The organism is Cupriavidus basilensis, assembly GCF_008801925.2.
In the GTDB taxonomy this organism is placed as follows: Bacteria; Pseudomonadota; Gammaproteobacteria; order Burkholderiales; family Burkholderiaceae; genus Cupriavidus; species Cupriavidus basilensis.
This window is the reverse complement of record NZ_CP062803.1, coordinates 4,059,088-4,083,442: the sequence shown is the minus strand read 5'-3', so window position 1 is coordinate 4,083,442 and position 24,355 is coordinate 4,059,088. Positions and strand designations below refer to the sequence as shown.

At 65.4% G+C, this 24,355-nt stretch carries 21 protein-coding genes; 20 read left to right on the top strand and 1 reads right to left on the bottom strand.

Annotation, left to right across the window (positions count from 1 at the left end; all coding sequences use genetic code 11):
• The first annotated feature begins 1 nt into the window (after window position 1).
• The 9 genes from F7R26_RS18755 (at window position 2) to F7R26_RS18715 (ending at window position 14,152) form a co-directional block, all read left to right on the top strand.
• Window positions 2-682, top strand: a complete 681-nt coding sequence (locus F7R26_RS18755; protein ID WP_150985726.1) for a type IV pilus inner membrane component PilO — start codon at window positions 2-4, stop codon at window positions 680-682.
• Window positions 682-1,212, top strand: coding sequence for a pilus assembly protein PilP (locus tag F7R26_RS18750; protein WP_236702062.1), 531 nt, complete (start codon window positions 682-684; stop codon window positions 1,210-1,212). Before F7R26_RS18755 ends, F7R26_RS18750 begins: the two co-directional genes overlap by 1 nt.
• Entirely contained in the window at window positions 1,209-3,383 is a 2,175-nt protein-coding gene (gene pilQ, locus F7R26_RS18745; RefSeq protein ID WP_150985725.1) for a type IV pilus secretin PilQ, read from the top strand. Before F7R26_RS18750 ends, pilQ begins: the two co-directional genes overlap by 4 nt.
• 246 nt (window positions 3,384-3,629) lie before the next feature.
• Window positions 3,630-4,244 (top strand): shikimate kinase, encoded by a 615-nt coding sequence (locus F7R26_RS18740; protein WP_241754363.1) that lies wholly within the window; start codon window positions 3,630-3,632, stop codon window positions 4,242-4,244.
• Window positions 4,231-5,337: a 3-dehydroquinate synthase gene (gene aroB, locus F7R26_RS18735; protein WP_150985724.1), complete on the top strand. Its 1,107-nt coding sequence runs from the start codon at window positions 4,231-4,233 to the stop codon at window positions 5,335-5,337. Before F7R26_RS18740 ends, aroB begins: the two co-directional genes overlap by 14 nt.
• A 75-nt stretch (window positions 5,338-5,412) precedes the next feature.
• The gene (locus F7R26_RS18730; RefSeq protein ID WP_150985723.1) at window positions 5,413-6,549 is read left to right on the top strand and encodes a deoxyguanosinetriphosphate triphosphohydrolase; all 1,137 of its coding nucleotides are present in this window, start codon (window positions 5,413-5,415) and stop codon (window positions 6,547-6,549) included.
• Between the two features lie 121 nt (window positions 6,550-6,670).
• Entirely contained in the window at window positions 6,671-7,393 is a 723-nt protein-coding gene (locus F7R26_RS18725) for a transposase (protein WP_150985722.1), read from the top strand.
• A 380-nt stretch (window positions 7,394-7,773) separates the two neighbouring features.
• Complete coding sequence (locus F7R26_RS18720; protein WP_193692092.1) at window positions 7,774-12,555, top strand: glutamate synthase-related protein; 4,782 nt, start codon at window positions 7,774-7,776, stop codon at window positions 12,553-12,555.
• 133 nt (window positions 12,556-12,688) lie between these two features.
• Window positions 12,689-14,152, top strand: coding sequence for a glutamate synthase subunit beta (locus F7R26_RS18715; protein ID WP_150985720.1), 1,464 nt, complete (start codon window positions 12,689-12,691; stop codon window positions 14,150-14,152).
• A gap of 93 nt (window positions 14,153-14,245) precedes the next feature.
• On the opposite strand, the gene F7R26_RS18710 is transcribed toward F7R26_RS18715, so the two are convergent.
• The gene (locus F7R26_RS18710; protein WP_150985719.1) at window positions 14,246-14,782 is read right to left on the bottom strand and encodes a GNAT family N-acetyltransferase; all 537 of its coding nucleotides are present in this window, start codon (window positions 14,780-14,782) and stop codon (window positions 14,246-14,248) included.
• Between the two features lie 295 nt (window positions 14,783-15,077).
• On the opposite strand from F7R26_RS18710, the gene F7R26_RS18705 reads away from it, so the two are divergent.
• The 11 genes from F7R26_RS18705 to murA all read left to right on the top strand — a co-directional run bounded on the left by F7R26_RS18705 (window position 15,078) and on the right by murA (window position 24,353).
• Window positions 15,078-16,115 (top strand): Bug family tripartite tricarboxylate transporter substrate binding protein, encoded by a 1,038-nt coding sequence (locus F7R26_RS18705; protein ID WP_416351338.1) that lies wholly within the window; start codon window positions 15,078-15,080, stop codon window positions 16,113-16,115.
• 151 nt (window positions 16,116-16,266) lie between these two features.
• A complete protein-coding gene (locus F7R26_RS18700; RefSeq protein ID WP_150985717.1) occupies window positions 16,267-17,088 on the top strand; it encodes an ABC transporter ATP-binding protein in 822 nt (273 codons plus the stop codon).
• Window positions 17,085-17,861: a lipid asymmetry maintenance ABC transporter permease subunit MlaE gene (mlaE, locus tag F7R26_RS18695; RefSeq protein ID WP_150985716.1), complete on the top strand. Its 777-nt coding sequence runs from the start codon at window positions 17,085-17,087 to the stop codon at window positions 17,859-17,861. The genes F7R26_RS18700 and mlaE overlap by 4 nt, the downstream gene beginning before the upstream one ends.
• 49 nt (window positions 17,862-17,910) lie before the next feature.
• Window positions 17,911-18,438: an outer membrane lipid asymmetry maintenance protein MlaD gene (mlaD, locus tag F7R26_RS18690; RefSeq protein WP_150985715.1), complete on the top strand. Its 528-nt coding sequence runs from the start codon at window positions 17,911-17,913 to the stop codon at window positions 18,436-18,438.
• Entirely contained in the window at window positions 18,435-19,265 is an 831-nt protein-coding gene (locus F7R26_RS18685) for an MlaA family lipoprotein (RefSeq protein ID WP_150985714.1), read from the top strand. Before mlaD ends, F7R26_RS18685 begins: the two co-directional genes overlap by 4 nt.
• 203 nt (window positions 19,266-19,468) lie before the next feature.
• On the top strand, window positions 19,469-20,092 hold the full coding sequence (locus F7R26_RS18680) for an MlaC/ttg2D family ABC transporter substrate-binding protein (RefSeq protein WP_150985713.1): 624 nt from the start codon (window positions 19,469-19,471) through the stop codon (window positions 20,090-20,092).
• A 124-nt stretch (window positions 20,093-20,216) separates the two neighbouring features.
• Complete coding sequence (locus F7R26_RS18675) at window positions 20,217-20,525, top strand: STAS domain-containing protein (protein ID WP_150985712.1); 309 nt, start codon at window positions 20,217-20,219, stop codon at window positions 20,523-20,525.
• A 247-nt stretch (window positions 20,526-20,772) separates the two neighbouring features.
• Window positions 20,773-21,726: an ABC transporter ATP-binding protein gene (locus tag F7R26_RS18670; protein ID WP_150985711.1), complete on the top strand. Its 954-nt coding sequence runs from the start codon at window positions 20,773-20,775 to the stop codon at window positions 21,724-21,726.
• 56 nt (window positions 21,727-21,782) lie between these two features.
• Window positions 21,783-22,553: an ABC transporter permease gene (locus tag F7R26_RS18665; RefSeq protein WP_150985763.1), complete on the top strand. Its 771-nt coding sequence runs from the start codon at window positions 21,783-21,785 to the stop codon at window positions 22,551-22,553.
• Between the two features lie 81 nt (window positions 22,554-22,634).
• Window positions 22,635-22,892, top strand: coding sequence for a BolA family protein (locus tag F7R26_RS18660; protein WP_150985710.1), 258 nt, complete (start codon window positions 22,635-22,637; stop codon window positions 22,890-22,892).
• Window positions 22,893-23,102: 210 nt separating this feature from the next.
• Window positions 23,103-24,353: a UDP-N-acetylglucosamine 1-carboxyvinyltransferase gene (gene murA / locus F7R26_RS18655; RefSeq protein WP_150985709.1), complete on the top strand. Its 1,251-nt coding sequence runs from the start codon at window positions 23,103-23,105 to the stop codon at window positions 24,351-24,353.
• Window positions 24,354-24,355: the final 2 nt, after the last annotated feature.

The window sequence follows — 24,355 nt, the reverse complement described above, 5'->3', positions numbered from 1 at the left end:
CATGGCACTCAATAGCGAAATCAATCTCGCCACGCTGAACGATCTCACCGCGCAGTTCCGTGGCCTGAACCTCAATGAGCCGGAAACCTGGCCGGGGGCCCCACGCGTGCTGTTCGCGGTGCTGGCTGCGGTGCTGGTGCTGCTGCTGGGCTGGCAGTTCTACTGGAGCGGCAAGCTCGAGGATCTCGATCGCCGGCATGCCGAGCAGGACACCCTGAAGCAGTCCTACCTGAGCAAGGTGGCGCAGGTGGCCAACCTGGACGCGCTGCGCAAGCAAAAGGCGGAGGTGGAGCAGCGCGTGGCACTGGTAGAGCGCCAGTTGCCCAACAAGACCGAGATGGACGCGCTGCTGGCCGATGTCAATCACGCTGGCGTGGCGCGCGGCCTGCAGTTCGAGTTGTTCAAGCCGCAAGCCGCCGTGATCAAGCCCTACTTTGCCGAGATCCCGGTCAACCTGAAGGTTACCGGCCGCTACCACGACGTGGCCCAGTTCAACGCCGATGTTGCTGCGCTCTCGCGCATCGTCTCGATGCAGGGGCTGCAGTTCACTACCGGCAAGGATGGCGGGCTGACGATGGAAGCCACGGCCATGGCCTACCGCGCGCTGGACCCTGACGAACAGGCGGCGCAGCGCAAGGCGGAAGCCGCGGCGGCCAAGACGGCCGCGGGAGCAAAGAAATGATGCCAGCGATCCAGGCTTCGCGCCTGCGTGCCTGCGCTTGCGCGCTGATCGGCGCCGCGCTGTTGGCAGCCTGCGGGGGCAGCGAGGAAGACGGCCTGCGCCAGTGGATGGCGCAAGCCCAGGCTGCCAAGGCGCCGCCGCCGGCGCCGCTGCCCGAGCCCAAGCCCTACGTGCCGCGCGACTACGCGGGCCGCAGCGCGCCCGAGCCCTTTGCCCAGAACAAGATCGGCGACCTGAACCGGGTCCTGTCCGAGTCGCCGGAATCCGGCCGCCGGCGCGAGCCGCTGGAGGATTTCCCGCTGGAGAACTTCAAGATGCTGGGCGCCATGAAGAAGAGCGGCGAGACCTACGGCGTCGTGCAAGTAGATAACAAGATCCACCACGTCAAGGTGGGGCAGTATCTCGGCCAGAATTACGGCCGGGTGGTCCGCATCAACGATCAGGAGATCGTGTTGCGCGAATTGGTCCGGGAAGGGGTAGCCGAGTGGAAAGAGAAAATGACCAGCCTGAAGCTGGAGGGGTCGGCATGATCATGGGTCGCTGGTACCGGGCGCTTGCGGGCGCCGCAATGATGACGCTGGTATTGGCCGCGCCGGCTGCACTGGCGCAACCGACGCCGGGCAACGCCATCAAGCGCGTCGATGCCACCACGGTGGGCGAGCAGACCGTGTTCACGGTCGAGATGCAGGGGCCGCCGGCGCAAAAGCCGGCCGACTTCACCACGCAGAATCCGCCCAAGCTCGCCATCGACTTTCTCGATACCGGCTTCTCGGCCGGGCGGGCGCAATATGACTTCGGCGGCAAGTTGCTCAAGAGCGCCAATGTGGTCCAGATCGGCGATCGCACCCGTGTGATCCTCGACCTGACCCGGGTGGCCAGCTATCGCACCGAGGTGCGCGGCAACCTGTTCGTGGTGCTGCTCGACAATGTCGCCCCGACTGCCCGCGCGGCGGTGCCGACGTTCGCCCCCAGCTCGGCGCAGGCGCCGGCAGTGCCCGCGATGCGGCCGACCGTGCGCAATATCGATTTCCGCCGCGGCCAGGATGGCGCTGGCCGCATCGTGGTGGATCTTTCCTCGCGCGATTCCGGCATCAATATCGCGCAGCAGGGCCAGAACGTGGTGGTCGATTTCCTCAATACCTCGCTGCCCGACGGCATGCGCAGGCGCTTTGATGTGACGGATTTCGGCACGCCGGTGCAGGGCATGCGCGCGAGCGACAACAACGGCAGCACCCGCCTCACCATCGAGCCGCGAGGCAACTGGGAGTACAGCTCCTACCAGACCGATACGCAGTTCGTGGTGGAAGTGCGCCCGGTCAAGGAAGATCCGGCCAAGCTGATCAGCGGGGCAGGATTTCGCGGCGAGCGGCTCTCGCTGAACTTCCAGAACATCGATATCCGCTCGCTGCTGCAGGTGTTTGCCGATTTCACCAACCTCAACATCATCACCAGCGAAAGCGTGCAGGGCAACCTGACGCTGCGCCTGAAGGATGTGCCCTGGGACCAGGCGCTGCAGATCGTGCTCGATGCCAAGGGACTGGCCTCGCGCCGCAACGGCAATGTGCTGTGGGTGGCGCCCAAGGCCGAGCTGGCTACCAAGGAAAAGCTCGAGCTCGAATCGCAGCAGCAGATCAATGACCTCGAGCCGATCCGCAGCCAGGTGTTCCAGCTCAACTACCAGCGTGCCGAAGACGTGCGGCGCATGCTGCTTGGGCTGGCCGCGGCGGGTGCCGGTGGCGTCGGCGGCGCGGGCGCATTGGGCAGCGTGGGCGCAGTCGGGGCGGTCGGCATAGGCGGTGCGGCTGCCAGTAACACTCGCATGCTGTCCAAGCGTGGCTCGCTGACGGCCGATCCCCGTACCAACCAGCTGTTCGTGTCCGATATCGCGACCAAGCTCGAAGAGGTGCAGAGTTTCCTCGGCAAGATCGACATCCCGGTGCGCCAGGTGATCATCGAGGCGCGCATCGTCGAGGCCAACGATACCTTCAGCCGCAACCTGGGCGTCAGGCTGGGTTTTGCCTCCAAGACGGCGGGTGCCGGCTACGGCAACACCTACACCAATGTGGTCAGCCCGGTGACGCAGAACGCAACCTGGGACAACGGCCCGGCGCTGAGCCTGCCGGCGGCGGCGATCAACGGCGTCAACCCGGGCTCGGTCGCGGTCAGCCTGTTCAGCAACACGGCCGGCCGTTTCCTGGCGCTCGAGCTGTCCGCGCTGGAAGCGGACGGGCGGGGCAAGATCATCTCCAGCCCGCGCGTGGTCACCGCCAACAATATCAAGGCGCTGATAGAGCAAGGCACGGAGTTGCCCTACCAGGCTGCCACCTCCAGCGGCGCCACCTCGGTGCAGTTCCGCAAGGCCAACCTGAAGCTGGAAGTCACGCCGCAGATCACGCCGGAAGGCAATGTGCTGCTGGACGTCGACGTCAACAAGGACAGCGTGGGCATCCAGACCACCTCGGGCTTTGCCATCGACACCAAGCACGTGCAGACGCAGGTGCTGGTGGAGAACGGTGGCACGGTGGTGATTGGCGGCATCTATAGCCAGACCGAGTCCACCAATGTGAACAAGGTGCCATTGCTGGGGGACATCCCGATTCTCGGCAACCTGTTCAAGGACAACGCCAAGGTCAACAACCGGACCGAGCTGCTGGTGTTCCTGACGCCGCGCGTGCTCAACGACAGCGTGTCGCTGAAATAGCGCCCGCGCGTGCCGGATGCAGTAGACTGACAGGCCGCATCGTTCCGATGCGGCTTTTTTATTGTCCAGGCGGGCTAGAAAGGTTGGGCGGGGGTGTATGTGGCCGGCGCGCAAGGCGTGTCGCGAGGCGGGTTGCCTTGTGCCGATTGCGCCTCGCCACTTGCCCGGATCGTCCCAACATAAGAAGATGATGCAGTTTTCCACCGCGAGGGCCGGCCAGAGATCCGGCTCCCGCCCGACACGCCAGTGACAGTCACCCGCCCGAACCTTTTCTTTGTTGGCCTGATGGGTGCCGGCAAGACCACCGTCGGCCGTACCGTGGCCCGGCGCCTGAACTACCCGTTCTTCGATTCGGATCACGAACTCGAGGCGCGTTGCGGCGTGCGTATCCCGATCATCTTCGAGCATGAGGGTGAGGCGGGCTTTCGCGACCGCGAGGCGCAGGCGATCGACGAACTGACCCAGCGCCGCGGCATCGTGCTGGCCACCGGCGGCGGCGCCGTGCTGCGCCCGGAGAATCGCGCTCACCTGAAGGCGCGCGGCACTGTGGTTTACCTGCGCGCCAGCCCGCACGACCTGTGGCTGCGCACCCGCCACGACCGCAATCGCCCGCTGCTGCAGACCGAAGACCCCAAGGGAAGGCTGGAAACGCTCTATGGCGAGCGGGACCCGCTCTACCGTGAGGTGGCGGATTTCATCATCGAAACTGGCAAGCCTTCGGTGGCGCAGCTTGCTAATATGGTGTTGATGCAACTTGAAATGGCCGGTTTCACCGTTGCCGCCGAAGAACCCGAAGGGGCAGACGGCGAGTGCGCGGACAACCTCCCGGCGCAGGACCAGAATCACGATGATCACCCTTGAAGTCAGCCTCGGGGAGCGCAGCTACCCCATCCATATCGGCACCGGCCTGCTCGACCAGACCGAGTTGTTCCGCCCCCATGTGCGTGGCCAGCATGCCGTCATCGTCACCAATGAGACCGTAGGGCCGCTGTACGCCGCCCGCGTCCAGGCCAGCCTCGCAGCGCTTGGCAAGACCGTGCGCACCGTGACCCTGCCCGACGGCGAAGCCTTCAAGCAGTGGGAAACGCTCAACCTGATCTTCGACGCGCTGCTCAGTGCGGGCGCCGACCGCAAGACCACGCTGATCGCCCTGGGCGGCGGCGTGGTAGGCGACATGACCGGGTTTGCCGCTGCCTGCTACATGCGCGGCGTGCCGTTCGTGCAGGTGCCCACGACCCTGCTGTCGCAGGTGGATTCGTCGGTGGGCGGCAAGACCGGCATCAATCACCCGCTCGGCAAGAACATGATCGGTGCCTTCCACCAGCCCAATGCGGTGATTGCCGACATCGACACCCTGCGCACGCTGCCGGAGCGCGAGCTCGCGGCGGGCCTGGCCGAGGTGATCAAGCATGGCGCCATGGCCGATGCCGGGTATTTCGGCTGGATCGAGCGCAATATCCGCGCGCTCAACGCCTGCGACCCGGACATCATGGCGCTGGCGGTCAAGCGCTCCTGCGAGATCAAGGCCGCCGTGGTGGCCCAGGACGAGCGCGAGGGCGGCCTGCGCGCCATGCTTAATTTTGGCCACACCTTCGGCCACGCGATCGAGGCTGGCATGGGCTACGGCGAGTGGCTGCACGGCGAGGCCGTGGGTTGCGGCATGGTGATGGCGGCGGATCTGTCGCACCGGCTCGGCTTCATCGACACCGAAACGCGCGCGCGCGTGGTGCACCTTATCCGCGCCGCCATGCTGCCGGTGGTCGCGCCGGAACTGGGCACCGACCGCTATATCGAGCTGATGAAAGTGGACAAGAAGGCAGAAGCCGGCAGCATCAAGTTCATTCTGCTCAGGAAGCTGGGCGAAGCCTTCATCACCACCGTGCCAGACCCTGACCTGCGCGCTACCTTGCAGCACGCGGTGCTCAGGCCGCCCACCGAGGCGCCGGTCGCCTGATGCGATCGGTTGTGCCTTGCAATGCCGGCCGGGCGGCGCACCGCCACCTGGCCGGACGCCTGACCGGATTGCCGCATGACCGACCTCGAAAGCCATCTCGCTCCCTATGCCGCCCGCTCCGCGCAGACACTCGGGCGGGTGCATGCCGAACCGGCCTCATCCTCGCGCACGGAATTCCAGCGCGACCGCGACCGCGTTATCCACAGCACGGCCTTCCGGCGGCTCGAGTACAAGACCCAGGTCTTCGTCAACCATGAAGGTGACCTGTTCCGCACCCGGCTCACCCATAGCCTGGAAGTGGCGCAGATCGCCCGCTCCATCGCCCGCAACCTGCGCCTGAACGAGGACCTGGTCGAAGCCATCTCGCTGGCGCACGATCTTGGCCACACGCCCTTCGGCCATGCCGGCCAGGATGCGCTGAACAACTGCATGAAGAACCACGGGGGCTTCGAGCACAACCTGCAGAGCCTGCTGGTGGTGGATGAGCTGGAGGAGCGCTATGGCGGCTTCAACGGGCTCAACCTGACGTTCGAGACGCGTGAGGGCGTGCTCAAGCATTGCTCGCGCGTCAATGCCTCTGCGCTTGGCGAACTGGGCCGGCGCTTTCTGGAGGGAACGCAGCCCTCGCTGGAGGCCCAGCTGGCCAACCTGGCCGACGAGATCGCCTACAACAACCACGATATCGACGACGGCCTGCGCTCCGGGCTGCTCACGCTTGAGCAGATGGACGAAGTGCCGATGTGGGGGCGCCACCGCGCCGAGGCGATGGCGGCATTTCCCGGTATCAACGGGCGGCGCGTGATCAACGAAACCGTGCGCCGCATGATCAACACGCTGATCGTCGACCTGATCGAAACCACCAGCCAGAACATTGCCGCCGCCAACCCGCGCAACATCGAGGCCGTGCGGGCAGCAGGCCCGCTCGTGGCCTTCAGCGCGCCGGTGCGCGAGGAAGCGGCGGCGCTCAAGCGTTTCCTTTTCCGCCATCTCTATCGCCATTACCTGGTGATGCGCATGTCCTCCAAGGCCCAGCGCATCATCACCGACCTGTTTGATGTCTTCATGGCGGATCCGCGCCTGCTGCCGCCGCAATACCAGGCGGGGCAAGGCCGTGACCCGTCCCGGCTGATCTCGCACTACATCGCCGGCATGACCGACCGCTATGCGATCCGGGAGCACCGCCGCATTTTTGCCGTCGACGAAGGCAGTTAGGCCAGCGCGGCCAGCGGGAAAATTGGGGACGGATCAGGCTGCGGCTGCGCTATCATCGGGCATCGCTTCCGGTTGAGCCATCCGACCGGCAAGCGCCTATCGCCGATTCCCTTCGCCCATCATGGCCCGACTTCCTCGCTTCTCCCCGGCTGCGCTGCCGGCACTGGTGTTGCAACGCGGCAACAATCGTCAGCCCGTCTTCCTTGGCACCGACGACTACCTCCACTACCTGGACTGCCTGCGCATGGCCGCGCGCGAGTACGACCTGGCGATCCACGCCTACGCCTTGCGGCCGAATCATGTCCACCTCGTGGCGACCCCCCGGCATGCCGATTCGCTCAGCCTCACCATGCAAGCGGTAGGGCGCCGCTACGCGCGCTATTTCAACCGGGTCGCGGACCGTACGGGCACGCTATGGGATGGCCGCTTTCGCTCGGCGGTGTTCGATCCCGCTGCCTGGATGCTGCCGGCCATGCAGTACGTGGAGGGCAACGCCGTGCGTGCCGGCGAGGTGATCTCGGCCGAAGGGGATCGCTGGAGCAGCTATCGCCACCATGCCGGCATCGAGGCCAGCCCCTTTGTGAGCGATCACTCTGCGTACTGGGCGCTGGGCAATACGCCGTTCGAGCGCCAATCCAATTACCGTGCCGTCACCGCCGAAGGGCTGTCGTCGATGACGCTGGCCACACTTCGCAGCCACGCGCATAGCGGCTGGCCTCTGGGTGACGCGGCCTTCCTTGCGCAACTGGAGCGCCAGGGCGGGCGGCGCGTGAAGCCGTTGCCCAAGGGCCGCCCGGCGGGCCGATCCGCAATGGACAGGGAGTCCGAGCCGGATACGGCCTAGCCTCGGGCCAGGGCGTGCGAAGTACGGCACGCTAGACCGCGGCGAGATCAGCAACGCACGTCCCGCGATGCACCATACTTTATCTGTCCCCAAATAAAGACCATCACCGTTGTGGTGCGAGGCTTAATTTGATCTGACCCCATTTAAAAATTTTGCGGGACGCGTACGATTCTTTTATAGTTCCTCCACCCACATTCATTGTGCGGCGCGTCACGCCTGTGTACGCCGCTGCGGCCCCGCTGTCTCTCTGGTTCCCCGTCCCCGGTTTTCAACCGGCCCCGGCGGAAGAGTGCGGTCCCCGTTCCGGTCTGCCTTGCTGGCTCGCAGCCCTCACCGGAATCAAGCCCGTGGACCAATCGCAATCCCAATCAAAGCAAACGATGGCCCAAGCGCAGGCCGCAGAGTCTGCCGCCGCTGCGCATGCGCCTGTCTCGCGTCCGCAAGCCCAGGGCATGTACGACCCCGCCAATGAAAAAGACGCCTGCGGCGTCGGCATGGTTGCTCATATCAAGGGCAAGAAGAGCCATGAGATCGTCCTGCAAGGCCTGAAGATCCTGGAAAACCTGGATCACCGCGGCGCGGTCGGCGCCGATGCGCTGATGGGCGACGGTGCGGGTATCCTGATCCAGATCCCGGACCAGTTCTACCGCGAAGACATGGCCAAGCAGGGCGTGACCCTGCCGCCGTCCGGCGAGTACGGCGTGGGCATGATCTTCCTGCCGAAGGAGCACGCCTCCCGCCTGGCCTGCGAGCAGGAGCTCGAGCGCACCGTGCGCCTGGAAGGCCAGGTCGTGCTGGGCTGGCGCGATGTGCCGGTGGACGCCGCCATGCCGATGTCGCCGACGGTGCGCACCACCGAGCCGGTGATCCGCCAGATCTTCATCGGTCGCGGCCGCGACATCATGACCACGGACGCGCTGGAACGTAAGCTCTACGTGATCCGCAAGACCGCCAGCCACGCCATCCAGGCGCTCAAGCTCAAGCACGGCAAGGAATACTTCGTGCCGTCGATGTCGGCGCGCACGGTCGTGTACAAGGGCCTGCTGCTGGCAACGCAAGTTGGCGAGTACTACCTGGACCTGCAGGACCCGCGCGCCGTCTCGGCCCTGGCCCTGGTGCACCAGCGCTTCTCCACCAACACCTTCCCGGCCTGGGAACTGGCCCACCCGTACCGCATGGTCGCCCACAACGGCGAAATCAACACGGTCAAGGGCAACGTGAACTGGGTCAACGCACGGACCGGCGCGATCTCGTCGCCGGTGCTGGGCGACGACCTGCCCAAGCTGTGGCCGCTGATCTATCCCGGCCAGTCGGACACGGCATCGTTCGACAACTGCCTCGAACTGCTGACGATGGCCGGCTACCCGCTCGTCCACGCCATGATGATGATGATCCCGGAAGCCTGGGAACAGCACACCATGATGGACGACAACCGCCGCGCCTTCTACGAGTACCACGCCGCCATGATGGAGCCCTGGGACGGCCCTGCCGCGATCTGCTTCACCGATGGCCGCCAGATCGGCGCCACGCTGGACCGTAACGGCCTGCGCCCGGCACGTTTCTATGTGACCGAGGACGACATCGTGGTGCTGGCTTCGGAAGCCGGCGTGCTGCCGTTCCCCGAATCGCGCATCGTGCAGAAGTGGCGCCTCCAGCCGGGCAAGATGTTCCTGATCGACATGGAGCAAGGCCGCATCATCGACGACAAGGAGCTCAAGGACAACCTGGCCAACGCCAAGCCCTACAAGAGCTGGATCGACGCCGTGCGCATCAAGCTCGACGAGCTCGATGCCAAGCCCGAGGACGTGGCTGCCGAGAAGAAGCCCGACGCACGCCTGCTGGATCGCCAGCAAGCCTTCGGCTACACGCAGGAAGACGTCAAGTTCCTGATGGCGCCGATGGCGCTGGCCGGCGAGGAAGCCACCGGCTCGATGGGCAATGACAGCCCGCTGGCCGTGCTGTCGTCCAAGAACAAGACGCTGTACCACTACTTCAAGCAGCTGTTCGCCCAGGTCACCAACCCGCCGATCGATCCGATCCGCGAGAACATGGTGATGTCGCTGGTGTCCTTCATCGGACCCAAGCCCAACCTGCTCGAGCTGAACAACATCAACCCGCCGATGCGCCTCGAAGTGTCCCAGCCCGTGCTGGACTTCAAGGACATCGCCAAGATCCGCAATATCGAGCACTACACCGGCGGCAAGTTCCGTTCGTATGAACTGAACATCTGCTACCCGCAGGCATGGGGCAAGGAAGGCATCGAAGCCCGCCTGGCCTCGCTGTGCGCGGAAGCCGTGGATGCCGTGCGCTCGGGCTACAACATCCTGATCGTGTCGGACCGCCGCGTCGACGCGGAGCACGTGGCCATCCCCGCGCTGCTGGCAACGTCCGCCATCCACCACCACCTGGTGGACAAGGGCCTGCGTACCTCGGCCGGCCTGGTGGTGGAAACCGGCACGGCGCGCGAGGTGCATCACTTCGCGCTGCTGGCCGGCTACGGCGCCGAAGCCGTGCACCCGTACCTGGCGATGGAAACGCTGGCCGACATGGCACAAGGCCTGTCCGGCGATCTGTCGCCCGAGAAGGCGGTCAAGAACTTCGTCAAGGCGATCGGCAAGGGCCTGCAGAAGGTGATGTCCAAGATGGGCATCTCCACCTACATGTCGTACACGGGCGCGCAGATCTTCGAAGCCATCGGCCTGTCGCGCGAACTGGTGCAGAAGTACTTCCATGGCACCGCAACGAATGTCGAAGGCATCGGCATCTTCGAGGTGGCCGAGGAAGCGCTGCGCCTGCACCAGGACGCCTTTGGCGACAACCCGGTGCTGGACACCATGCTGGAGACCGGCGGCGAGTACGCCTACCGCGTTCGCGGCGAAGCGCATATGTGGACCCCGGACTCGGTGGCCAAGCTGCAGCACGCCGTGCGCGCCGACGACGGCAAGGGCGCGTACCAGACGTACAAGGAATACGCCAACATCATCAACGACCAGAGCCGCCGTCACATGACGCTGCGCGGCCTGTTCGAGTTCAAGGTCGATCCGACCCGCGCCATTGCGCTGGAAGAAGTGGAGCCGGCCAAGGAGATCGTCAAGCGCTTTGCCACCGGCGCCATGTCGCTGGGCTCGATCTCCACCGAAGCCCACGCCACGCTGGCCGTCGCGATGAACCGCATCGGCGGCAAGTCCAACACCGGTGAAGGCGGCGAGGACGCGAACCGCTACCGCAACGAGCTGCGCGGCATCCCCATCAAGCAAGGCGACACGCTGCAGGGCCTGCTGGGCTCCGAAGCCGTGGTGCGCGACCAGGAACTGCAGGCTGGCGACTCGCTGCGCTCGAAGATCAAGCAGGTGGCCTCTGGCCGTTTCGGCGTGACCGCCGAATACCTGGCGTCCGCCGACCAGATCCAGATCAAGATGGCACAGGGCGCCAAGCCTGGCGAAGGCGGCCAGCTGCCCGGCCACAAGGTCTCGGACTACATCGGCAAGCTGCGTTACTCGGTGCCGGGCGTGGGCCTGATCTCGCCGCCCCCGCACCATGACATCTACTCGATCGAAGATCTGGCGCAGCTGATCCACGACCTGAAGAACGTCAATCCGGCCTCCGATATCTCGGTCAAGCTCGTGTCCGAAGTGGGCGTGGGCACCGTGGCCGCGGGCGTGGCCAAGGCCAAGGCCGATCACGTGGTGATCGCCGGCCATGACGGCGGCACCGGCGCTTCGCCGCTGTCGTCGATCAAGCACGCCGGCACGCCGTGGGAGCTGGGCCTGGCCGAGACGCAGCAGACGCTGATGCTCAACGGCTTGCGCAACCGTATCCGCGTGCAGGCCGACGGCCAGATGAAGACCGGCCGCGACGTCGTCATCGGCGCGCTGCTGGGCGCCGACGAGTTCGGCTTCGCTACCGCACCGCTGGTGGCCGAAGGCTGCATCATGATGCGCAAGTGCCACCTGAACACCTGCCCGGTGGGCGTGGCGACGCAGGATCCGGCGCTGCGCGCGAAATTCCAGGGCAAGCCAGAGCACGTGGTGAACTTCTTCTTCTTCATCGCCGAAGAAGCCCGCGAGATCATGGCGCAACTGGGCATCCGCACGTTCGACGAGCTGATCGGCCGCGCCGACCTGCTCGACACCAAGCCCGGCATCGAGCACTGGAAGGCGCGCGGCCTTGATTTCAGCCGCGTGTTCTACCAGGCACCGTTCCCCGCCGAGGTGCCGCGCTTCCATACCGACGTGCAGGACCACGGCCTGTCGCTGGAAGCCGGCAAGGCGCTGGACCACGTGCTGATCGCCAAGGCACGCCCGGCCATCGACAAGGGTGAGCGCGTGTCGTTCATCCAGCCGGTGAAGAACGTCAACCGTACCGTCGGTGCGATGCTCTCGGGCGTGGTGGCCAAGCAGTACGGCCATGAAGGCCTGCCTGACGACACCATCCACATCCAGTTGCAAGGTACCGCCGGCCAGTCCTTCGGCGCGTTCCTGGCGCACGGCGTCACGCTGGACCTGGTGGGCGACGGCAACGACTACGTGGGCAAGGGCCTGTCCGGCGGCCGCGTGATCGTGCGCGCTCCGCATGAGTTCCGCGGCGACCCGACCCGCAACATCATCGTGGGCAACACCGTGCTGTACGGCGCGATTGCCGGCGAGGCCTTCTTCAATGGCGTGGCGGGCGAGCGCTTCGCGGTGCGCAACTCCGGCGCGGCCGCGGTGGTGGAAGGCACGGGCGACCATGGCTGCGAGTACATGACCGGCGGCACCGTGGTGGTGCTGGGCGGCACCGGGCGCAATTTCGCGGCCGGCATGTCGGGCGGCATGGCCTATGTCTACGACGAGGACGGCCTGTTCGACAAGCGCTGCAATACCTCGATGGTGGCACTGGAAACGGTGCTGGCCGCGGCAGACCAGGAGAAGGGCCAGTCGCCCGCTTCCTGGCACAAGGTGGGCGGCCAGCGCCAGCTTGACGAAGTCATCCTCAAGGGCTTGATCGAGCAGCATTTCCGCTTCACGGGCTCAGAGCGCGCCAAGGCATTGCTGGCCGACTGGACCACGGCACGCCGCAAGTTCGTCAAGGTCTTCCCGACCGAGTACAAGCGCGCACTGGGCGAGATGTACGCCAAGGAGCAGGAAGCGAAAGACAGCGACCGGGAAGCCATCGCCGCCTGAGCCCCAGGGGCAGGGCAGCGAGCCCGACCAAGCATGAGCGCTGTCGCAGATTCGCGTCGGCCTCACAAGATACTGACCTCACAGCGGGGCCGGCGCATGCGCCGGTGCCGCTCAGCATGACCAAGGACGCAACATGGGTAAGGCGACTGGCTTTCTCGAATTTCCGCGCCAGAACGAAGGTTACGAGCCCGTAACCAAGCGCGTGAAGCACTACAAGGAATTCGTATTCGCGCTGTCCGACAGCGAAGCGAAGATCCAGGGCGCGCGCTGCATGGACTGCGGTATCCCGTTCTGCAACAACGGCTGCCCGGTCAACAACATCATCCCCGACTTCAACGACCTGGTGTATCGCCAGGACTGGAAGTCGGCGATCGAGGTGCTGCACCAGACCAACAACTTCCCCGAGTTCACGGGCCGCATCTGCCCGGCACCATGCGAAGCTGCCTGTACCCTCGGCATCAATGAAGCACCGGTTGGCATCAAGTCGATCGAGCACGCCATCATCGACAAGGCCTGGGAAGAAGGCTGGGTTGCCCCGCAGCCGCCCAAGCACAAGACTGGCAAGACCGTTGCCGTGGTCGGCTCCGGCCCCGCCGGCATGGCCGTCGCCCAGCAGCTGGCGCGCGCCGGGCACGATGTGACCGTGTTCGAGAAGAACGACCGCATCGGTGGCCTGCTGCGCTACGGCATCCCCGACTTCAAGCTCGAGAAGTGGCTGATCGACCGCCGCATGGAACAGATGCAGGCCGAAGGCGTGACCTTCCGTGCCGGCGTGATGGTGACCGACGGCGAACTGCCTGCCGGCATCAAGAACTATGCGCGTGAGACCATCTCGGCCCAGGCCCTGCAAGACCAGTTCGACGCCGTGGTGCTGGCGGGTGGCTCGGAAGTGCCGCGCGACCTGCCGGTCCCCGGGCGCGACCTCGACGGTATCCATTACGCGCTGGAATTCCTGATCCCGCAGAACAAGGAAGTGGCCGGCGACGAGCCCAACGCGCTGCGCGCCGATGGCAAGCACGTGATCGTGATCGGTGGCGGCGATACCGGCTCCGACTGCGTGGGTACGTCGAACCGCCACGGTGCGGAATCGGTCGTCCAGTTCGAGCTGCTGCCGCAGCCGCCGGAGGAAGAGAACAAGGCGCTGGTATGGCCGTACTGGCCGATCAAGCTGCGCACCTCGTCCTCGCACGAGGAAGGCTGCAGTCGCGACTGGTCGGTCGCCACCAAGGAGTTCATTGGCGAGAACGGCAAGATCACCGCGCTCAAGGCCTGCCGCGTCGAGTGGAAGGACGGCAAGATGCAGGAAGTGCCGGACAGCGAGTTCATCCTTAAGGCGGATCTCGTGCTGCTGGCCATGGGCTTCACCAACCCGGTGGGCTCGCTGCTCTCCGCTTTCGGCGTGGATACCGATGCGCGCAAGAACGCCCGTGCCAGCACCGAAGGCGATCGTGCGTATCACACCAACGTGCCCAAGGTGTTCGCCGCTGGCGACGTGCGCCGCGGCCAGTCGCTGGTGGTGTGGGCGATCCGCGAAGGCCGCCAGGCCGCACGTTCGGTCGATGCCTTCCTGATGGGGCATTCCGAGCTGCCGCGCTGATCGGCGCAATGGCTTTGCTGATGCGGTGAAGCGTTACTCGCGCCGCAAGACCCGCCCCGCGCAAGCCGGGCGGGTTTTTTTATGGCGGCGCGCTCAGCCTGGCTGCAGCGTACGGCCCATCAGCACGGCATCGTCGCCGTAAGCCGACAGTTTGGCGGACACGGCAGCGCTGGGAGGCGTCAAATTCTCGTACCCGAGTCTGCGCCACCATGCCGCAGCCGATTGCACGGCGACCAGCCGCGACGAGCGCAATCCGGCAGCGAGTGCGGCCGCGCGGGCCGCGGCGTAGAGCGTTGGCGCCAGGCCGCGGCCCTGGCCCGCGGGTGCCACCGCCATATCGTGCACGAACCAGGTCAGCGTGCTGGCCGGCTCACCTGCGCGTTCCCAGTGCCGCTCCAGCATCCCGTCGAGTGCTGGCAGGCTGTCCTGCGGCCACATGTGGGTAAACAGATAGGCTGCCAGCTCGCCGTCCCGGCCGGCGGCCACCCAGCAAGTGGCGGGCGACAGCGCCAGGCGGCTGCCGAGGGCCGCGGCGGACTCAAGCAGCATGCCGCGATAGCACTGGGCCTGGATTTCCAGCACGGCGGGCAGGTCGGTGGCCAGCATGGGCCGAGGAGTGTATTCACGCATGACGGGCGATTATAGGCGGCGTCGAAGCACAGGCGCCGTGAACGCCCGGAGATCCGCGTCCAGCCGTGCTCACAGGGTTGTCCCGGCTATGGTTAACGTGGTCTGTGCGGTTTTGGGCATTCTTCGTAGAATGACCTGACAATTAAAACAAAGAAAACAAAGACTGCCTCGCTAATCCCTTTTCAGCCGATCAAGACGCCACGGCGAAGCCGGTGGCCCGGAGGAATTGATGTCCGAAGTGCGCATTGTTTCGCGACTTTGGCGAGGTAAGGCGAAGTTGCTTCACCCCGCTGCCATGCCGGCTTGTCCGCCGTTGTTTTCGCACGTCAGGCATGCGCTGTTCCTCGCTGCCCTGGTGCTTGCCGCGAGTGGGTCCGGTCTGGCCCGACCGGTCACCGTGCCGGCTACCCCGGCGGCGGCGTCTGCGCGCCCGATATCGTTTCCCGTCCGCCCCATTCGCCTGATTGTGCCTTTTCCGGCAGGTGGCGTGCCGGATGCCGTGGCGCGCCTGCTGGCCGAGCGCCTGGCGGTACGCCTCGGCGTGCCGGTCGACGTCGACAACCGGCCCGGCGCGGGCGGCACCACGGCGGGAGATGTGGTGGCCAAGGCCAGTTCCGACGGGCATACCCTGCTGTTTCACCAGGCCACCATGCTGATCCAGCCCGGCCTGGAGCCGGTGCCTTATGACGTAGTGCGCGACTTCACGCCGGTGGCGCGGGTCGCGACCATGCCGCTGTTCCTGGTGATCGATGCACGCCTGCCCATGCGCACGCCGCAGCAATGGCTCGCCGCGGTCAATGCCAGTCCGGGCTCCTACAGCTACGGTTCCGGCCAGGCCGGCAGCCCCTCGCACCTCTATGCCCAATACGCTGTGCATGGTGTGCCAAACGGGGTGCCGCTGGTTACGGCCAAGGGCGAGGCGGCGGTGGTGCAGGAGATGCTGGCAGGGCGCGTCAGCGCTTGCTTCTGCGCGTTTGCTTCCGTCCAGGCCCAGGTCAAGAGCGGCAATCTGCGCCTGCTCGGCGTAACTGGTGTGGCGCGTTCGCAACTGGCGCCCACGGTGCCCACGCTGCAGGAGTCGGGGGTGGATGGCTACGGCGCGGCGGCCTGGTACGGCGTCATTGCCCCGGCCAAGACACCGCACGCCATCGTGGCGCGGATCGCCAGCGAGCTCGACGGCGTGATGGGTGAGCGCGAGGTGCGGGATCGCCTGCTGGCTGCCGGCCTGACGCCGTTGCGCGATTCGCCGGAAGCCTTTGCGACAGCGATCCGGTCGGAGTCGATCCAGTGGCAGGTGATCTTGCGGCAAACTGGCGGGCCTACTGAACCTTGACTTCGCTTTTTCAGTAGAGATCTCCGAAGCCTGCAACTCAAATGTGATGAAACAATGATTTGCATTGTGTGGATGTGGATTGCGCCACACTGTCCCGGGCATCCCTAGGTAGTAGCCCTTATAATGGCGGACTGCCTAACACGGTGCCAACGTGACCGATTCCGCCTCAAACCTCGTCGAGCTCCAATCTGTCGATTTCGCCTATACGGCGGGCGGCAAGCCAATCCTGTCGGGCCTTAGCATGCGCTTCCCGCGCGGCAAGGTGGTGGCTGTCATGGGCGGCTCCGGCTGCGGCAAGACCACCGTGATGCGCCTGATCGGCGGCCAGGTCAGGCCGCAGAGCGGCCAGGTGCTGTTCAACGGCGCTAATATTCCCGCCCTCGACCGTCATGACCTGTATGCCGTGCGGCGGCAGATGGGCATGCTGTTCCAGTTTGGCGCGTTGTTCACCGATCTCTCCGTGTTCGATAACGTTGCCTTCCCGTTGCGCGAACATACCGACTTGCCCGAGTCAATGATCCGCGACCTGGTGCTGATGAAGCTCAACGCCGTCGGCCTGCGCGGCGCGCGCGAGCTGATGCCGTCGGAGATCTCCGGTGGCATGGCGCGCCGGGTGGCGCTGGCCCGGGCGATCGCACTCGATCCGGCCCTGCTGATGTATGACGAGCCGTTTGCCGGCCTCGACCCGATCTCGCTGGGCCTGACCGCGCGCCTGATCCGCAGCCTGAACGACGCGCTGGGAGCTACTACCATCATCGTGTCGCATGACGTCAACGAGACTTTTCTCATCGCCGACTACGTCTATTTCATTGCAAATGGCCGCATTGCCGCCGAAGGCGAGCCCGAGGCCCTGCGTGCCTCGACGGATCCCTTCGTGCATCAGTTCGTCCATGCCGAGCCCGACGGCCCGGTCCCGTTCCACTATCCGGGGCCGTCGCTGGCCGAGGACTTCGTGAGCGGGGCCGGACGATGACGGGATTTTTCACGAGCATCGGCTCCGCGGTGCGGCAGTCGGTCAGCGGCCTGGGTCATGCTACGCGCATGTTTTTCACGGTACTGGCGATGTCTCCGGCGCTGCTGCGCCGCTTCCGGCTGGTGAGCGACCAGATTTTCTTTGTCGGCAACCTGTCGCTGGTGATCATTGCGGTCTCCGGCCTGTTTGTCGGCTTCGTGCTGGGTTTGCAGGGCTATTACACGCTAAATCGCTATGGCTCCGAGCAGGCGCTGGGGCTGCTGGTGGCACTGTCGCTGGTGCGCGAGCTGGGCCCGGTGGTGACGGCGCTGCTGTTCGCCGGCCGCGCGGGCACGTCACTCACCGCCGAGATCGGCCTGATGAAGGCCGGTGAGCAGCTCACCGCCATGGAAATGATGGCGGTCAATCCGCTGCAGCGCGTGATTGCGCCGCGCTTCTGGGCTGGCGTGGTTGCCATGCCGGTGCTGGCGGCGATTTTCAGCGCCGTTGGCATCCTGGGTGGCTATGTGGTCGGGGTGCAGATGATCGGCGTGGACGCGGGCGCGTTCTGGTCGCAGATGCAAAACGGCGTGGATGTTCGCAATGACGTGCTCAATGGCGTCATAAAGAGCTTCATTTTTGGCGTCGCGGTGACGTTTATAGCGTTGTACCAGGGCTATCAGGCCAAGCCGACGCCGGAAGGCGTGTCGCGCGCCACCACGCGCACTGTCGTGATTGCCTCGCTGGCGGTGCTGGCGCTGGATTTCCTGCTGACTGCGCTGATGTTCAGCTGACATGGCCGGTGCGGTCGCCGGAGCCGGAGTACTTGAAGAAGAGACGCAGATGAAAAGAAATACACTCGATTTCTGGGTTGGGCTGTTTGTTGTGGCGGGTTTCGTGGCGCTGCTGTTCCTGGCGCTCAAGGCCGGCAACATGAGCGCCCTGTCGTTCCAAGACACCTACTCGGTGCAGGCGCGCTTCGATAATATCGGCGGCCTGAAGCCGCGTGCCCCGGTGAAGAGCGCCGGCGTGGTGGTGGGCCGCGTGGCGGATATCAGCTTCGACGACAAGACCTACCAGGCGACCGTGACGCTTAACCTGGAAAAGCGCTACCAGTTTCCCAAGGACACCTCGGCCAAGATCCTGACCTCGGGCTTGCTCGGGGAGCAGTACCTCGGCCTTGAGGCGGGCGGCGACACCGCCATGCTGGCGGAAGGCTCGCGCATCACAATGACGCAGTCGGCCGTGGTGCTGGAAAACCTGATCGGGCAGTTCCTGTACAACAAGGCCGCCGATGCGGGGGCGGGTGGCAACAATGCAGGCGGTGCTGCCGCTGGAGCCGCCAGCGGCGCAGCCGGGGTGGTGAAATGACCGGCTGGCGTGCTGCCACGCGCTGGCGCGTGGGGCGAAACTGCTTGCTGGCAGCCTTGGTTGCATGGCTGGCGGCAGGTTGCGCCACTGGCCCGAACGCCAACCCGAAGGATCCTATCGAGCCCTTCAACCGGGAAGTCTTCAAGGTCAACGACGCCGTCGACAGGACCGTGCTGCGACCGGTTGCCCAGGTGTACGCCGATTACGTTCCGTCGCCGATCCGCACCGCGATCGACAACGCCTTCTCCAACGTCAGCGATGTCTACTCGGCCGTCAACAACCTGCTGCAGGGCAAGCCCACCCGCGCCGCGGAAGACACCATGCGCGTGGCCATCAACAGCGTGCTGGGCATCGGCGGGCTGATCGATATCGCCACGCCGGCGGGCTTGCCGAAGTACAAGGAAGACTTTGGCCAGACCTTGGGCGTATGGGGCGTGCCGGCAGGTCCGTACCTGGTGCTGCCGCTGTTCGGGCCGAGCACGGTGCGCGATACCGCCGGCATGCTGGTTGACCGCCAGATCGATCCGTCGGCGTATATCGATCCCGTGTGGCTGCGCAACTCGCTGTTCGGGGTGCGTGTCGTCAACACCCGGGCTTCGCTGCTTGGCGCCACGGGCCTGATCGAGATGGCGGCGCTCGACAAGTACGCCTTCCTGCGCGATGCATACCTGCAGCGCCGCGAGTACCAGATCTATGATGGCAACCCGCCGGAGAGCGACGATACCGTGCCGGCCAGCCCGCCGCCGGATGCCACGCAGGAAAACCAGGCGCTGCCCACGCCGCCAGTGCAGATGCCGGGCAATATCGGCAATTTCCGCCTGCGCTGAGTGGGATTTGCCGCGGCTCGTGTCGCCGCTGTGAGTGGTGCAACAAAGTATGAAAATGTGGTGTCGGAGGCTCCGGCGCCGCGAACTCGCAGGCCTTGCCCGAACTCCAACTCGGCGCATGACCATTGCCGGCCTTGGCGCCGGAACGCGCAGGGATGCAGTACTCCGGTGTCCCTGCGTTATCGAATTGATAAGGACGAAATATGCTGAAGCGACTGTTGCTGCCTTTTCTTACCGTGGTTGCCTTTTCCGGCGCCGCCCACGCCCAATCGCAGGATGCCAGCACGCCCGACGGGCTGGTCAAGGCCGTGGTCAGCGACGTGATGACTTCGGTCAAGGCGGACAAGGACATGCAGGCCGGGAACATCGGCAAGATCTCGGCGCTGGTTGAGCAGAAGATCCTGCCCAACGCGAATTTCCAGAAGACCACGCAGATTGCCATGGGCCGCAACTGGTCCAAGGCCACACCCGAGCAGCAAAAGCAGATCACGGACGAGTTCAAGACCCTGCTGATCCGCACCTATTCGGGCGCCATCGCGCAGATTCGCGACCAGAGCGTGCAGTTCCGCCCGTACCGCGGCAGCCCGGACGATACCGATGCCACCATTCGCACCCAGGTCATCAACAAGGGCGAGCCGATCCAGCTCGACTACCGTCTCGAGAAGACTCCGCAAGGCTGGAAGGTCTATGACATCAATGTGCTGGGCGCCTGGCTGACCGAGGCCTACAAGGGCAGCTTCAACACCATCGTGGGCCAGCAGGGCGTGGACGGCGTGATCAAGACGCTGCAGGACCGCAACCGCCAGCTCGCCAACGCCAAGAACTGAGCCTGCGAGCCTGCCTGCGCGGCAGGCTGCGGCGCAGCATGGCTGGCCGAAGTGTTCTACAATGAGCGCTCCCGCACCTGCGGGAGTGCTTTTTCCCAGACCCGCATCCCCGGACCGCTGCCAGATGCTTTCGCTCGACACCTCGCTGACCAACCGCAACGCCGCCGCCGTGCTGCGTGACGGGCTGGCACGCCTGGCCCAGGGCGAAGCCCAGGTGGACTGCAGCAAACTGGCCCAGGTCGACTCCGCCGCCGTCGCCGTTTTGCTGGCCTGGCAGCGCGATGCCGCCAGCCGCGGCCAGTCGCTCGTGTTCGTCGGCGTACCGGCCCAGCTGGCTGAGCTGGCCACGCTATACGGCGTCGATTCCCTGCTGCAACTCGGCGCCCAAGCGGGCGCGCGGGGCGCGCAAGTCACCGTTTCCCACCGACATTGAACCGGCATCCGTGGCAAGCTGCTGATCTGCGCTTGCTACCGCGATGCCCGGGCGGCGGCTCACGCCACGCCTCGTGCTCAAAGCGGGACTGCTCCCGCATCCCCTATAATTCCGGGTTGTTCGACCGTTCCGGCATATAAGGCTCGGGCAAGACACGGTCGAAGCACCCAGGCGGTCCCCGCCATTTCAAGGAGGCCGGCGCGCGAGCCCACAAAAGCCCGACGCGCCTGCCAAACAGTATCCGGCCATGAAAGCCATCGAACTCAAAGACGTTCGCAAGCGCTACCGCAACCTGCAAGCGCTCAAGGGTGTCAGCTTCACCGTCGAGCGGGGCGAATTCTTCGGCCTGCTCGGCCCCAACGGTGCAGGCAAGACCACGCTGATCTCCATCCTGGCGGGCCTGAACCGTGCCGATTCCGGCAGCGTCAGCGTGCTTGGCCACGACGTAGTGTCCGATTACCGGCTGGCGCGGCGCATGCTGGGCGTGGTGCCGCAGGAACTGGTCTTCGATCCCTTCTTCACGGTGCGCGAGACGCTGCGCCTGCAGTCTGGCTATTTCGGCCTGACCCGCAACGACGACTGGATCGACGAGATCATGGCCAACCTCGATCTCACCAACAAGGCCGACGCCAACATGCGCCAGCTCTCCGGCGGCATGAAGCGCCGCGTGCTGGTGGCCCAGGCGCTGGTGCACCGGCCGCCGGTCATCGTGCTCGACGAGCCCACCGCCGGGGTCGACGTGGAGTTGCGCCAAACGCTGTGGAAGTTCATTTCGCGCCTGAATCGCGAAGGTCACACCATCATCCTGACCACGCACTACCTGGAAGAGGCCGAGGCGCTGTGTGACCGCATCGCCATGCTCAAGTTCGGCGAGGTGGTGGCGCTGGACCGCACCAGCAACCTGCTGAGCCAGTTCGCCGGGCTGCAGCTGGCGCTGACATTTTCCCGTGGTACCTTGCCGGCCACGCTTGAGCCGCTGCGCATGCCTTCGTCCAATCCGGGCGAACGCGCGGTGCGGCTGCGGCTGTCGGGCTACCCGGCAGTGGAGCCGATCCTGGCCGCCTGCCGCGAGGCCGGCTGCGAGATCGAAGACATGGAAATCAACAAGGCAGACCTGGAGGACGTGTTCGTGCAGATCATGCGGCGCGAAGGCCATATGCCGGGCGCGCTGCCGGATACGGCGGTGGAGGCTGCAGCATGAAGATGCCAACCGAATTCGACGGCACGCAGGACGCCATCAACACCCACCTTGCGCCGATGGCGGTTGGGGGGCTGGTGGGCTTTCGCACGCTGCTCTACAAGGAAGTGCTGCGTTTCTGGAAGGTCAGCTTCCAGACCGTGGCGGCGCCGGTACTCACCGCGATCCTGTACCTGCTGATCTTCGGCCATGTGCTGGAGAACCGCGTGAAGGTTTACGACCAGATCAGCTACACGGCCTTCCTTGTGCCCGGGCTGGTGATGATGAGCGTGCTGCAGAATGCCTTCGCCAATAGTTCGTCGTCGCTGATCCAGTCCAAGATCACCGGCAACCTGGTGTTCATCATGCTGCCGCCGCTGTCGCACTGGGAAATGTTCGGTGCCTATGTGGTGGCTTCCGTCGTGCGCGGCCTGGCCGTAGGCCTGGGCGTGCTGCTGGTGACGGCCTGGTTCGCCAACCTGCATTTCGCCAATATCGCGTGGATCCTGGTGTTTGCCGTGCTGGGCGCGGCGATCCTTGGCACGCTGGGGCTGATTGCCGGGATCTGGGCCGAGAAATTCGACCAGCTCGCGGCCTTCCAGAACTTCCTGATCATGCCGGCCACCTTCTTGTCAGGCGTGTTTTATTCGATCCACTCGCTGCCTCCCTTCTGGCAAGCGGTGTCGCACGCCAATCCGTTCTTCTACATGATCGACGGTTTCCGCTATGGCTTCTTTGGCGTCTCCGACGTGGCGCCGGCCTTCAGCCTTGCAGTCGTAGGTACGGCTTTCGTGGTGCTTGCCACGGTCGCGCTGCAGCTGCTCAAAAGCGGCTACAAGCTGCGCCACTGAACGCTACCCACAAGAGCAGAACGCCAAGAGCCCATCTAGCCAGATCCGGAACCGCAAGCGAATCAACGCGAAAAGACCATCATGCTGCCTACACCCCAACAAGTCAGTGACTACATCGCCCAAGGGCTGCCCTGCGAACACCTGGAAGTGGAGGGCGACGGCCAGCACTTCTTTGCCACCATCGTCAGCGCCCAGTTTGACGGCAAGCGCCTGATCCAGCGGCACCAGCAGGTCTATGCCGCGCTGGGCGACCGCATGCGCGCCGAGATCCACGCGCTGTCGATGAAGACGCTGACGCCGGCCGAATGGCAGGCGCAGGCGGGCGAGGGAAAGCAGTAAGCCAAGCGCCGGAACAAGGCGGACTCGCACGAATAAATACGGACCAACAAGCTGGCCGCCCGACAGGCCGGACATGACAATCAGGGCCCGCGTCACTCGCGCGGCGGCCCACGGGTATCAGATGCTGCGGCGGCGCGCCTTGACGCACCGCCTCGGACCGTAATGAAACATGCCGGACGCCAGCGGGCGGCCGGCCGGAATTGAAAGAACATGGACAAACTCGAGATCCAGGGCAATGGCCCGCTGCGAGGCGAGATCCGCGTATCCGGCGCCAAGAACGCCGCGCTGCCGATCCTGTGCGCGGGACTGCTTAGCGCCGACACCATCTCGCTCGACAACGTTCCCAGGCTGCAGGACGTGGGTACCACGCTCAAGCTGCTGCGCCAGATGGGCATGAAGGCCGAGCAGGACGGCACGCGCGTGACGCTCAACGGCGCCGACATCAACTCGCCCGAGGCTCCCTACGAGCTGGTCAAGACCATGCGCGCTTCGATCCTGGTGCTGGGCCCGCTGGTGGCGCGTTTTGGTGAAGCGCGCGTGTCGTTGCCCGGCGGCTGCGCCATTGGCGCGCGCCCGGTCGACCAGCACATCAAGGGCCTGCAGGCCATGGGGGCCGAGATCAGCATCGAGCACGGCTTTATCCATGCCCGCGCCAAGCGCCTGAAGGGCGCGCGCGTGGTGACCGACATGATCACCGTGACCGGCACCGAGAACCTGCTGATGGCCGCCACGCTGGCCGACGGCGAGACCGTGCTCGAGAACGCCGCGCGTGAGCCCGAAGTGACCGACCTGGCCAACCTGCTGGTCAAGATGGGGGCTCGTATCGAGGGAATCGGCACCGACCGCCTGGTGATCCAGGGCGTGGATCGCCTGCATGGCGCCAGCCACGCCGTGATCGCCGACCGCATCGAGGCTGGCACCTTCCTGTGCGCGGCCGCCGCCACGCTGGGCGATGTGGTGCTGCGCGGCGTGTCGCCACATATCCTGGACACGGTGCTCGACAAGCTGCGCGAAGCCGGCGCCGCCATCGAGGCCGGTGAAGACTGGATCCGCCTGACGATGGCCCAGCGCCCGCAGTCGGTGAGTTTCCGTACCTCCGAATACCCGGCCTTCCCAACCGACATGCAGGCGCAGTTCATGGCGCTGAACAGCGTGGCCGGCGGCGTGGCCCGCATTACCGAAACCATCTTCGAGAACCGCTTCATGCACGTGCAGGAGCTGAGCCGGCTGGGCGCCGACATCGCGGTCGAAGGCAATACCGCGGTGGTCACCGGCGTGCCCCGGCTGTCGGGCGCCAAGGTGATGGCGACCGACCTGCGCGCCTCCGCCAGCCTGGTGATCGCCGGCCTGGTGGCCGAGGGCGAGACCGTGATCGACCGCATCTATCACCTTGATCGTGGCTATGACCGCATGGAAGACAAGCTGTCGGCCGTGGGCGCCAAGATCCGCCGCATCGCCTGAGC